This window comes from Shimia sp. Alg240-R146 (genome assembly GCF_947331465.1).
Lineage (GTDB): Bacteria > Pseudomonadota > Alphaproteobacteria > Rhodobacterales > Rhodobacteraceae > Shimia.
Genome location: NZ_CAMZOK010000002.1, coordinates 427,896 through 439,589, shown reverse-complemented (window position 1 = coordinate 439,589; position 11,694 = coordinate 427,896). Strand labels below are relative to the sequence as shown.

The 11,694-nt window shown below is 57.4% G+C and carries 11 protein-coding genes; 5 read left to right on the top strand and 6 right to left on the bottom strand.

Annotated features, from left to right (window positions below; translation table 11 throughout):
- The 6 genes from PG871_RS11350 to coxB form a co-directional block, all read right to left on the bottom strand.
- A complete protein-coding gene (locus PG871_RS11350) occupies window positions 1-690 on the bottom strand; it encodes an SURF1 family protein (protein ID WP_270729422.1) in 690 nt (229 codons plus the stop codon).
- A gap of 110 nt (window positions 691-800) precedes the next feature.
- Window positions 801-1,646, bottom strand: a complete 846-nt coding sequence (locus PG871_RS11345; protein ID WP_270729420.1) for a cytochrome c oxidase subunit 3 — start codon at window positions 1,644-1,646, stop codon at window positions 801-803.
- 36 nt (window positions 1,647-1,682) lie between these two features.
- Window positions 1,683-2,258, bottom strand: a complete 576-nt coding sequence (locus PG871_RS11340; RefSeq protein WP_270729418.1) for a cytochrome c oxidase assembly protein — start codon at window positions 2,256-2,258, stop codon at window positions 1,683-1,685.
- Window positions 2,258-2,419: a hypothetical protein gene (locus tag PG871_RS11335; protein ID WP_193749886.1), complete on the bottom strand. Its 162-nt coding sequence runs from the start codon at window positions 2,417-2,419 to the stop codon at window positions 2,258-2,260. The genes PG871_RS11340 and PG871_RS11335 overlap by 1 nt, the downstream gene beginning before the upstream one ends.
- Before the next feature lies 1 nt (window position 2,420).
- Entirely contained in the window at window positions 2,421-3,359 is a 939-nt protein-coding gene (cyoE, locus tag PG871_RS11330) for a heme o synthase (protein ID WP_270729413.1), read from the bottom strand.
- Between the two features lie 80 nt (window positions 3,360-3,439).
- A complete protein-coding gene (coxB, locus tag PG871_RS11325) occupies window positions 3,440-4,258 on the bottom strand; it encodes a cytochrome c oxidase subunit II (RefSeq protein WP_270729411.1) in 819 nt (272 codons plus the stop codon).
- A gap of 213 nt (window positions 4,259-4,471) precedes the next feature.
- Between coxB and tldD the strand changes: the two genes are divergently transcribed.
- From tldD to PG871_RS11300, 5 genes are all read left to right on the top strand, one after another.
- Window positions 4,472-5,893: a metalloprotease TldD gene (gene tldD, locus PG871_RS11320; protein WP_270729409.1), complete on the top strand. Its 1,422-nt coding sequence runs from the start codon at window positions 4,472-4,474 to the stop codon at window positions 5,891-5,893.
- A gap of 144 nt (window positions 5,894-6,037) precedes the next feature.
- Window positions 6,038-7,186 (top strand): DNA-processing protein DprA, encoded by a 1,149-nt coding sequence (gene dprA, locus PG871_RS11315; protein ID WP_270729408.1) that lies wholly within the window; start codon window positions 6,038-6,040, stop codon window positions 7,184-7,186.
- Between the two features lie 177 nt (window positions 7,187-7,363).
- Window positions 7,364-9,952 (top strand): type I DNA topoisomerase, encoded by a 2,589-nt coding sequence (topA, locus tag PG871_RS11310; protein WP_270729406.1) that lies wholly within the window; start codon window positions 7,364-7,366, stop codon window positions 9,950-9,952.
- 132 nt (window positions 9,953-10,084) lie between these two features.
- A complete protein-coding gene (locus PG871_RS11305; RefSeq protein ID WP_270729404.1) occupies window positions 10,085-10,654 on the top strand; it encodes a L,D-transpeptidase in 570 nt (189 codons plus the stop codon).
- 111 nt (window positions 10,655-10,765) lie between these two features.
- Window positions 10,766-11,488, top strand: coding sequence for a CoA transferase subunit A (locus PG871_RS11300; protein WP_270729402.1), 723 nt, complete (start codon window positions 10,766-10,768; stop codon window positions 11,486-11,488).
- Window positions 11,489-11,694 lie beyond the last annotated feature (206 nt).

Sequence of the window (11,694 nt, the reverse complement as noted above, 5' to 3'; positions counted from 1 at the left end):
TCAAGCCTTCTTAGTTTTGCGCATCCGGCGCAGGTAATACAGGGTCATCGCCACCCAGACAATCGCTAGTCCGTACCAGGTGACCACATAACCCAAGTGATCATTGGGAATGCCTGACGTGTCGACCGGCAACGGCGTCACGCTTGGGCCGTTTTCCGACACATCGCTTGTGGCCTCACGGACCACAATCAACACCGGTTCAGTCTTGAGCACAACGGCCATGTCGCCGACATCGCGGGCAAACCAGATGTTCGCGTCGACATCATTTTCGGGGGTAAACCCGTCGCGTTCCTCAGGCCACTGCAAATTGCCGATCAGCGTCGTGGACTGCGGGGCACGTGAGACGTTCTTGTCTTCGGTTTTGATCCATCCACGATCCGCCAGAACGCGGCGCCCATCCTCGGTTTCAAACGCGGTGATCACCCGATAAATAGCACCCACATCCCGAGTGCTGGCCAGCACGTGGATTTCCTGATCGGTCAATTGACCAGACAGTGTGACGGGCAGATAGGTGTCGCTCTCAGGGTCAGGCTGTTCAGGCAAAGTCACCGGCGGCGCCACAATCCGCGCGTTGATATCCGCCAGCACGCCCTCTTTCCACGCCAACCGCTGCAACTGCCACGTGCCAAGCCACACCAGCACCACAGTGCCGAGGATGCCAAAGAACAGGGGCAGGATCAAACGTCGCAAAGAAGAGGCCCTTTCATAAGAAAATCGCGACGAGGGATGGCCCCGTCGCGATCAGCTTTAAATCTCAAAGGCCCCACGGGATCAACCGCTCATCAAGGCCATTTGGCGTCTTACTGACCCCAGATATAAATCGCTGCAAAGAGGAACAGCCAAACCACATCCACAAAGTGCCAGTACCAAGCCGCGGCTTCGAAACCGATGTGCTTTTCTTGGGTAAAGTGGCCCTTCATCAAGCGGATCAAGCAGACCAGCAGGAAGATTGTGCCGATCACTACGTGGAAGCCGTGGAAGCCCGTCGCCATAAAGAACGAGGCGCCATAGATGTTGCCAGCAAAGCCAAAGGCCGCGTGGCTGTATTCGTAGGCTTGGAAGTATGTGAACAGCAGACCCAGAAGAACAGCAATGATCAGACCGTGCTTCATGTCTTTACGGTTGTTCTCATGTGCCAGCGCATGGTGCGCCCAAGTTGCAGCACAGCCCGACAGCAGCAGGATAAGCGTGTTGATCAGCGGCAGGTGCCAAGGATCAAACGTCTCAATGCCCACGGGTGGCCAAACGCCATCCACAGCTGGGCTTTCCGGGCCCATCGGATACATGGCGTGTTTGAAGAAGGTCCAGAACCACGCGGCAAAGAACATAACTTCGGACATGATGAACAGGATCACGCCATAGCGCAGACCAATCTGCACCACCGGAGTGTGATCGCCAATCTGGCTTTCGGTAACGACGTCGGCCCACCACGCGAACATGATGTACAAAACGCCGACAAGGCCTATCAGGAACATCCACGGGCCACCAGGCAAGGTGATGTCCAGCCCCAGAAGACCAAGGATCGGCATTCCGCCGGTCATCCAGACAACCGCCCCAACCAACATGACAAAGCCAGCCAGTGCGCCAAAAACCGGGTGGGTCGACGGCTCTAGAATGTGATAATCGTGATTTTTAGCATGCGCCATGTTCAGTCCCTCGTTTCCCTCGTTGGAAGGCGTATTTTAGTTTACGTCTTTGTTGGTTGCTTGCGTCAAGGAGGCAGTCTCCTCGGGCAAGTCGATTTCATAAAATGTGTAGCCCAGCGTGATCACCTTGACGTATTTCGCGTCACGGTCATCCACGATCGCGGGATCCACATAAAAGCTTACGGGCATGGTCACCCGCTCACCCGGTTGCAGCACCTGCTCTTCAAAGCAGAAACAGTCGATCTTGGTGAAAAACCCACCCGCGTCATATGGCACAACGTTGTAGCTCGCGCTGCCTCCGATGGGTCGGTCGGTCGGGTTGTAGGCCTCGTAGAAGGCCAACCCGGTTTCACCAATGCGCACTTCCATTTCACGCTGCAGGGGTTTGAATTCCCAAGGCATGTTACGTTCTTTGGACGCGTCAAATCGGATCTTGATGGTCTTTTCCAGAATGGTATCGCTGCCAGCATCCGCAGAGTTCGTAACCCCACCAAAGCCGGTCACACGGCAGAACCAGTCATAAAACGGCACCGACGCCCATGCGAGCGCGCCCATCAGGACAACCACGCTCAGGGTCTGTGCCAACGTCTTATGTTTGGGATCCATCGCCATCAGCGTTCGACACTCGCGTTTTCCGGCTCATAGTCGCCACGTGTGATCTTCACATAGGTCAATCCGAACACGATGAAGATAAAGCTTGTCAGCACAAGCGCCACGCCAAGGTTGCGACCAAAGCGACGTTTGTGAAGCTCATGAGGTTCGCGAAAACTCATCTTACCAGCCTCCAAAGCCATATGGCGCCAACAGGGCTTCTGCCAGAATCGCGCCGAAATGTAGGAACAGATACACCAGCGACAGCGCAAAGAACGCTTTTTCACGTTTGTATCCGTCAGCTTCCGCGACCGTTTCATCGCGGCGCCAGATCGACACGGCGCCCAGAACGAACAAGCCGTTCAGCACCAGAGCCGTCGTTAGGTAAATCGGGCCACCCACGCCGGTGAACGCCATGCCAATAGCGATAGCGGCCAGCAAAAGCGTGTAAACCAGAATATGATTGCGGGTCACGCGGCGACCGTGGGTCACGTGCAACATTGGCACGCCCGCGTCCTTGTAGTCGGACTTCATGAACAGGCACAACGCCCAGAAGTGCGGCGGCGTCCACATGAAGGTCAACGTGAACATCAGCACCGATTCAATTGCGACGCCACCAGTGACAGCTGCCCAACCAATCATCGGAGGGAAAGCGCCCGCCGCGCCACCAATCACGATGTTCTGGGGCGTCCAGCGCTTGAGCCACATTGTGTAGATCACGGCGTAGAAAAAGATCGTAAAGGCCAGCAGTCCGGCAGCAACCCAGTTGGTCGCCAACCCGAGCATCACGACAGAGAAACCTGACAGTGCCACGCCAATCGCCAAAGCTTCGTCGCGCTGCACTTTGCCCGCCGGAATGGGCCGGCCCTTGGTGCGTGACATCATCTGGTCAATGTCGCTGTCAAACCACATATTCAACGCGCCAGAAGCACCACCGCCCACGGCAATAAACAGAATGGCGCAAAAGGCTTCAAACGGATGCAGGCTGCCCGGTGCAGCCAACAGGCCAACAGCAGCCGTGAACACCACCAATGACATCACGCGCGGCTTCAGCAAGGCGAAATAGTCGCCAAAGCTAGCTTCACCTGTGTTGGCTTGCGTATTGATGCTTGCGTCGCTCATGGTCTTCCTTGTCGCAAAGACGGGCTTATGCCCGTCCTTATCGTAAACTAGTGTACGGGGCCCGTGGCCCCGCCAATTTGTTAGTCAACCGCAGCCACTTTGACAGCCGGAAGCGTGGACATATCGCCCGCATACTCTTCAATCGCGCCTTTCAGCCACGCGTTGTATTTCTCTTCCGAGACAACTTCGACCGTGATCGGCATATAGGCGTGGTCCTTGCCGCAAAGTTCGGAACACTGACCAAAGTACACACCTTCACGCTCAGCACTAAACCAAAGCTGGGCGATGCGGCCAGGCACTGCGTCTTGCTTCACGCCAAATGATGGGATGGTCCAGCTGTGGATCACGTCCGCACCGGTCACGTCCATCACAACGGTTTTGCCAACTGGCACAACAACACGGGTGTCGGTCGCCAGCAGGTATTCGTCTTCGTTGTAGCCGTTCTCAGCCAGCTCTTCTTTCGCCAGCAGGAAGCTCTCGAATTCAAACTCGTGGTCAGTGTACTCATAGCCCCAGTACCACTGATAGCCAGTCACTTTGATATGCACTTCGCCCTCGGGGATTTCCTGTTGGTTGAACAGGACCGGCAGGCTGTTTGCGCCAATAAACAAAAGGATCACGATCGGCAGAACCGTCCAAGCGATTTCCAGCGACGTATGGTGTGTAAACTTGGAAGGATTTGGGTTGGTCCGACGGTTGTAGCGGATCATGACCCAGATCAGCAAACCGGTCACAAACACCACAATAAGGGTGATGATTACCAGAATCAGCCAGTCGAGGCGGTGGATTTGGGTGGCCAGTTCGGTGGCCGCGGGCTGGAACCCCATGCCCTTGGGCTCAGGTTTGCCGATGTGTTCGGCGGTCTGAGCGATGGCCGGTGCGGCGGTTACTGCTGCCATAAGGCCCAGGAATGTCGATAGAATTCGCATGTATCACCCTGATCGGTTGCGGTGTTGTTTTTGTTCAGATTCGCGCGATTGCCGACAGTCCGGCGGAATCCCGCTGTTGTTTCGCGCCTAGAAACCATATTCTTGCGCCTAGATAAAGATCGAAGCTTGCGGCGAACCGTCGCTTTTTTGATTTAGATCAAAACCTGAGTGAGCAAGGCCCCCATGACCCACACCCCATTTCGTCCGTTTGAAACCTCGATTGAAGAGGCCGCCGCCCTGCGTTTACTGCGTCAGGCCACTGATGGCGCCGAAGACGGCGACCTGTTCCTGGAACGCCGCAGTTCCGAAGCACTGGTGTTTGACGACGGACGCCTCAAAACATCCAGCTTTGATGCAGCACAGGGGTTTGGCCTGCGCGCAGTCAACGGCGAAGTCTCCGGCTTTGCACATTCCTCGGAAATTTCCGAGGCCGCCATCGCGCGGGCGGTTCAGACCACACGCCTCGCGATTGCCGACGGCGGCGGCACTTTGGCGGAGCCCCCCCAGCCCACCAACCGCAAACTCTATACCGATGCCGATCCGATCAATGGCGTGTCTTTTCCGGTAAAAATTGAAACACTCCGCGAGATTGATGCCTTCGCACGCGACCTTGATGCCCGTGTGGTGCAAGTCTCTGCCATGCTGGCCGCATCGCACCAAGAGATCGTGATTCTGCGCCCCGATGGCGCCCGCATAACCGACGTGCGCCCCATGACTCGTGTGAATGTATCGGTGATCGTCGAGCAAAACGGCCGTCGCGAATCCGGATCCGCCGGAGGTGGAGGCCGTATTGGCCTAGACGGTCTGTTGGATCCAATCGATTGGCAGGCCAAAGCCCGCGAAGCCCTGCGGATCGCGCTTGTGAACCTTGACGCTGTCCCCGCTCCGGCGGGCCCAATGGAAGTTGTGCTTGGCCCTGGCTGGCCTGGCATTTTGCTGCACGAGGCGGTGGGACATGGCCTTGAGGGTGACTTCAACCGCAAGGGAACCTCAAAATTCGCCAACCAGATCGGTCAGCAAGTCGCAGCGCGAGGCGTCACCGTGATTGATGACGGCACCATCCCCGACCGCCGCGGCAGCATCACCATTGATGACGAAGGGACACCGTCCGGTAAAAACACCTTGATCGAAGACGGCATCCTTGTCGGCTATATGCAAGACCGCCAAAATGCGCGCTTGATGGGCGTCGCGCCCACTGGAAACGGACGACGCGAAAGCTATGCGCACGCGCCGATGCCGCGCATGACCAACACGTACATGCAAGGCGGCACCTCCGATCCTGCCGACCTTGTTACATCGCTCAAGGACGGCATCTACGCGGTCGGCTTTGGTGGCGGACAGGTCGATATCACCAATGGCAAATTCGTATTCTCTTGCACCGAGGCCTATCGCGTTGAAAACGGCAAGGTCGGCGCGCCAGTGAAAGGCGCGACGCTGATTGGTGACGGCGCCACGGCGATGATGCAGATCAAAGGGCTGGGCAATGACATGGCGCTGGACCCTGGCATGGGCAATTGCGGCAAGGCTGGCCAATGGGTGCCGGTTGGGGTCGGACAACCCACGGTGCTGATGGATGGGCTGACGGTTGGCGGGTCGTCCACCTGAGCCCGAATTTCGCGGCGCGGCGCCCCTGCGCCGCGCACAAGCTTGGTTAACAAATCAAATACGTATTCTTGAAAACCCTCTTAAATTTACCTGTCATTAACCAGATTCGCCCTAACGTTGTATTGCAATGAGACGGAGCCAAGGATGACTGAGGATCACACTTCTTCCACTCACCCCCAACTCCCACCCACCATGGAAGATGAGAGATTTTTCCGGCTCCGCCTCTTGCGCTCCCGACGGGTTGGTCCCGTTACATTTCACCGTTTGCTGGCCGAACACGGCAGTGCCAAAGCTGCGCTTGAAGCTTTGCCAGAAGTGGCAATGGCCGCCGGTGTAAAAGACTACAGCCCCTGCACAAATGAGGTTGCCGCCCAGGAAATTGCAGCCGCGCGAGCGGTGGAGTCGCGCGCTGTATTCTTTGATGAGCCCGCCTACCCCGCCGGATTGGCAACCATTGCCGACGCGCCGCCAATGCTCTGGCTGCGGGGCAATGCGTCACTATTACAAAAACCGATGATCTCGCTTGTTGGTGCGCGCAACGCGTCAGCGTTGGGAACGCGCATGACCCGCGCGCTAAGCCGGGAACTCTCCGAGGCAGGCTTTGTAATTGTTTCGGGCTTTGCCCGAGGCATTGATGCCTCTGCGCACAGCGCGGCGCTCAAATCTGGCACCATCGCCGTCTTTGCCGGCGGCATCGACATAATGTATCCGGCCGAAAACGCCCAACTCGGGCAAGACATCATCGCAAAAGGCCTCTGCCTTTCCGAACACCCACCCGGTCTCGCACCGCGCGCGCGCCACTTCCCGGCCCGCAACCGAATTGTCTCGGGACTTGCCCGCGCGGTTGTCGTTGTCGAAGCGGCTGCCAAATCCGGTAGCCTGATAACCGCACGTACCGCGCTTGATCAGGGGCGTGACGTGTTGGCTGTGCCTGGCCATCCGTTTGATGCCCGCGCTTCGGGCTGTAACATCCTGATCCGCGATGGCGCGCCGTTGGTGCGCACCGCACAGGATGTGATCGAGGCACTCGGCCCAAGCGAAACCCAAACTCGGACGCAACAGCCCCTTCCGCTGGAAGTGTCTGCGCCCGCGACGCGCCCCAAACGCACGCTGCGCGAAACCCATGCAGTGCACATGATGATCCTCGACCGCCTTGGACCAACGCCCGTCGCAGAAGATCAGCTAATTCGCGACATCAAAGCTGAGGCCGCCGAGGTGACCCCCGCTTTGTTGGATCTTGAAATGGATGGACGCGTCACCCGTCAATCCGGCGGGCTTTTGTCAAAGCCGTAAGCGCGACACGGAGTAGAACTGCACCTAAATTCGCGCCACTTGCAGCCTGCCTGATCGGCTCAAATCAAAGTTTTTACAGCTTCTGCCCAGCGATTTTCCGCGATGCATTGACAATCCCCCCTTTCGCCCCACATTTTTCGCGGCCATATAGCTCGCTCTGAGTCGAGAGGAATTTTTATGCCAGTTGTCGTCGTCGAATCCCCGGCAAAAGCCAAGACTATCAACAAATATCTGGGCTCCGACTACACCGTTCTTGCCTCTTATGGCCACGTGCGGGACCTGCCTGCAAAAAACGGTTCGGTTGATCCTGACGCCGACTTCGACATGTTGTGGGAGGTGGGAAATGACTCCCGCAAACACGTCAAAGCCATCGCCGACGCACTTAAAGACGACAACGAACTGATCCTCGCAACCGACCCCGATCGCGAAGGAGAGGCTATCAGCTGGCACCTTGAAGAGGCGCTGCGAAAACGCCGAGCGATCAAGAAAGACACGCCCGTCAGCCGGGTGGTTTTTAACGCCATTACCAAAGCCGCTGTCACCGAGGCGATGCAAAACCCGCGCCAAGTGGACCAGCCGCTTGTGGACGCATACCTTGCCCGCCGCGCGCTGGACTATCTCGTAGGCTTTAACCTGTCGCCCGTTTTGTGGCGCAAACTGCCCGGTGCGCGCTCTGCAGGGCGTGTGCAATCGGTCTGCCTGCGACTGATCGTAGAACGCGAGACCGAGATCGAAGCCTTCAACGCCCGCGAATACTGGTCCGTCAAGGCTCTGCTGGCGACCCCACGCGGCAAGGAGTTCGAAGCCCGCCTCACAGTTCTGGGCGGCGAAAAGCTCGACAAATTCTCGCTTGAGAACTCCACCGCAGCCGAATTGGCGCAGCAGGCCATCCAAAGCCGCGCGCTTTCCGTGGCCCGGGTTGAGGCCAAACCCGCTTCGCGCAACCCGTCCGCGCCTTTCATGACTTCAACTCTGCAACAGGAAGCCAGCCGTAAATTCGGCATGGGCGCGAAACATTGCATGAGCACCGCGCAGCGCCTCTATGAAGCAGGCTACATCACCTATATGCGGACGGACGGCATCGACATGGCGCCCGAGGCCGTCGCCGAAGCGCGCGACACGATATCAGCACTCTATGGCCCTGAGTACGTTCCGGAAAAACCGCGTATCTACAAGAACAAAGCCAAGAATGCTCAAGAAGCACACGAATGTATCCGCCCCACAGAAATGATGCGAAAACCGGCTGACCTAAAGGTGTCCGAAGAGGATCAGCGCAAGCTTTATGATCTGATCTGGAAGCGCACGCTGGCCTGCCAGATGGAAGGCGCCCGCATGGAGCGTACAACCGTCGACATCGCCTCTGACGACGCCCAGATTGAACTGCGCGCCACCGGTCAGGTGGTGATGTTTGACGGCTTTATGCGCGTCTATGAAGAAGGCCGCGACGATCAGGTTGTGGATGACGACGACGGCAAACGCCTGCCCCAGATCATGCAGGGCGAAGCGATGGACAAACGGTCTGTCTCGCCCGAGCAACATTTCACCCAGCCGCCGCCCCGCTACACCGAGGCGACGCTGGTCAAACGCATGGAAGAACTCGGCATCGGCCGCCCGTCGACCTACGCGTCTGTGATCACCACCATCCAGGACCGCGAATACGTCCGCAAAGAGCAAAACCGCCTCTTCCCTGAGGACAAAGGCCGGATCGTCACGATTTTCCTGGTCAATTTCTTCCGCCAATATGTCGGCTACGAATTCACCGCCAACCTCGAAGAAGAGCTTGATGACGTCTCTGCGGGCGATCGAGACTACAAAACCGTTCTGTCGCGCTTCTGGAAAGATTTCTCTGCAGCGATTGCTGAAACCAGCGACCTTCGCATTTCCGAAGTGCTCGACATTCTGGATGACGCCCTTGCGCCGCAGCTGTATCCGGCACGTGAAGATGGCACAGACCCCCGCGTTTGTCCGAAGTGCGGCGCTGGTCAGTTGCACCTTAAAACCTCTCGCACGGGCGGCTTTGTCGGCTGCGGCAACTATCCGGAATGCAACTACACCCGCCCGATCTCGGGTGAAGGTGCTGAAGGATACGAAAAGGTTCTCGGAGAAGATGACGGCGACGAAATCCATCTGAAATCCGGTCGTTTTGGTCCGTATGTCCAACGCGGAGAAGCCACGCCGGAAAACAAGAAACCGCCACGTTCATCCCTGCCCAAACAAGGCAAGGAATTCCTGCCCGGTTGGGGACCCAACGAGGTCACGTTGGAACAGGCTGTCACCTTGCTGACCCTGCCCCGCGAAATCGGCATTCACCCTGATGGCGGTGCCATCGCGTCAAACTTGGGGCGCTTTGGTCCCTACGTCATGCACCAGCTGCCTGACGAGGAGAAACCGGTTTACGCCAACCTCAAGGAAACGCTCGACGTCTTTGAAATCGGCATGAACCGCGCGATGGAAATGATCACCGAAAAACGCAACAACCCCGGCCGGGGCCGCCGCGCCGCGGCCAAAGCCCTGCGCGAATTGGGGGAACACCCCGATGCAGGTGGTCCGGTCAACATCATGGATGGCCGCTATGGGGCCTATGTGAAGTGGGACAAAGTCAACGCCACGATCCCCAAAGAGGTCGAGGTCAAAGACGTGACCATGGAACAGGCTGTCGAGTGGATTGCGGAGAAATCCAAGAAAAAGCCGACACGCAAAGCCGCGGCCAAAAAGAAGCCCGCTGCCAAAAAGAAGGCTCCGGCCAAGAAAGCAGCAAGCAAATAGGCAATAATACGCGCAAATAGTGAGGTTTGGCCGCCCAAACCTCACCCTGCCGTTGTGTTCACTGCTACGTGAATTGCCCTTTGCCACCGCTGTCCGCAAACAGCTGCCAAAAGAGCAGTTACGGACATCAAAATGACCCAGAGAAAACTCCCACGTCGCGCCTTTCTGGCTGCGCTGCCCGCCTTGGCGCTTTCAACCCGTACGGGGTTGGCGCAAGAACCTACCCCGCAGCCCGCACCCGCCCGGCGCAACATCTCAAGCTTTTCAAAACAAGACTGGCGTGACCATTTCGACGAATTGGGCGTCGCGACAATCGTGGCCGACACCACTTCCCGAGCCCTGCATTTCTGGGGCGGCGATGGCGCGGATTACCGCGTCTACCCGACGTCGGTGCCGATGTCTGAGGACCTAACCAAACGCGGCTATACAAAAATCGTGCGCAAGCGTGTTGGTCCGGATTGGACACCGACCTCCAGCATGGTTGAGCGGAACCCAGACCTCAAATACATGCCACCCGGACCAGAAAACCCGCTGGGCACCCATGCGATGTATCTGGACTGGCCCGCCTATTTGATTCACGGCACCCATGACACGCGCAAAATCGGCCGGCGCAGCTCTGATGGCTGCATTGGCCTCTATAATCCATCCATCGAGGAACTCTTTGCCATAAGCCCCGTCGGCACGCAGGTGCGGATCATCTAACTGCCTCCCAAGCCACGCCCGTAGTAATACCTTGCCGCCGCCGTCAACATTGACTCGCGACTGCCCTGACGTCACAACTCGCGGCAATTCCGATATCAAGGGGAGAGATCCATGAAAAAGGTATATGCAAATGCCGCAGACGCGCTCGATGGCGTGCTCAGCGACGGCATGTTCATTGCCTCCGGCGGCTTCGGCCTCTGCGGCATTCCAGAGCTTCTGCTGGACGCCATCCGCGACAGCGGCGTCAAAGACCTGACTTTTGCCTCCAACAACGCGGGCGTCGATGACTTCGGCATCGGCATCCTGTTGCAGACCAAACAGGTCAAAAAGATGATCAGCTCCTATGTGGGCGAAAACGCCGAATTCATGCGCCAGTACCTGTCGGGCGAGCTTGAGCTTGAGTTCAACCCTCAAGGCACTTTGGCCGAGCGCATGCGCGCTGGCGGCGCAGGCATTCCTGGCTTTTTCACCAAGACTGGCGTTGGCACCGTGATTGCCGAAGGCAAGATGGAAAAACAGTTCCCCACGGGCCCCGATGGCGCGATGGAAGACTACATCATGGAAGAAGGCATGTTTGCCGATCTCGCGATTGTCAAAGCATGGAAAGCGGATGAAACCGGCAACCTCGTGTTCCGCAAAACCGCCCGCAACTTCAACGCACCTGCCGCGACGTGTGGTAAAATCTGCATCGCCGAGGTCGAGGAAATCGTGCCCACAGGTTCGCTGGACCCCGACGCAATCCACCTGCCCGGCATCTATGTGAACCGCATCATTCAGGGCGATCACGAGAAACGTATAGAGCAGCGCACCGTGCGTCAGCGCGCAGAAGCCTGACTACATATTCGCCTTTCCTCTGAGAATACCGGTGCCACTTTGAGTGGCACCCCTCATAGGCAGGTCCATCAAAGCAGACAGAATCGTTTTTTTCGATTTGAGATCTTGGTACAAAAACATGCTTATTCAGTCTTGGTACATTGTTGAAACTAGCGCTCGCGCTTGCTCTGGCGAACAGGTGACAGCGGCATCAAGTACATTTTTGT

What these genes read in the sequence shown, in the direction of transcription:
- topA (WP_270729406.1), top strand. Translation starts at nt 7,364, where the DNA reads ATGCCAGTTGTCGTCGTCGAATCCCCGGCAAAAGCCAAGACTATCAAC.
- PG871_RS11300 (WP_270729402.1), top strand. Translation starts at nt 10,766, where the DNA reads ATGAAAAAGGTATATGCAAATGCCGCAGACGCGCTCGATGGCGTGCTC.
- PG871_RS11335 (WP_193749886.1), bottom strand. Translation starts at nt 2,419, where the DNA reads ATGAGTTTTCGCGAACCTCATGAGCTTCACAAACGTCGCTTTGGTCGC.
- PG871_RS11340 (WP_270729418.1), bottom strand. Translation starts at nt 2,258, where the DNA reads ATGGCGATGGATCCCAAACATAAGACGTTGGCACAGACCCTGAGCGTG.
- tldD (WP_270729409.1), top strand. Translation starts at nt 4,472, where the DNA reads ATGACCCACACCCCATTTCGTCCGTTTGAAACCTCGATTGAAGAGGCC.
- PG871_RS11345 (WP_270729420.1), bottom strand. Translation starts at nt 1,646, where the DNA reads ATGGCGCATGCTAAAAATCACGATTATCACATTCTAGAGCCGTCGACC.
- PG871_RS11305 (WP_270729404.1), top strand. Translation starts at nt 10,085, where the DNA reads ATGACCCAGAGAAAACTCCCACGTCGCGCCTTTCTGGCTGCGCTGCCC.
- dprA (WP_270729408.1), top strand. Translation starts at nt 6,038, where the DNA reads ATGACTGAGGATCACACTTCTTCCACTCACCCCCAACTCCCACCCACC.
- coxB (WP_270729411.1), bottom strand. Translation starts at nt 4,258, where the DNA reads ATGGCAGCAGTAACCGCCGCACCGGCCATCGCTCAGACCGCCGAACAC.
- cyoE (WP_270729413.1), bottom strand. Translation starts at nt 3,359, where the DNA reads ATGAGCGACGCAAGCATCAATACGCAAGCCAACACAGGTGAAGCTAGC.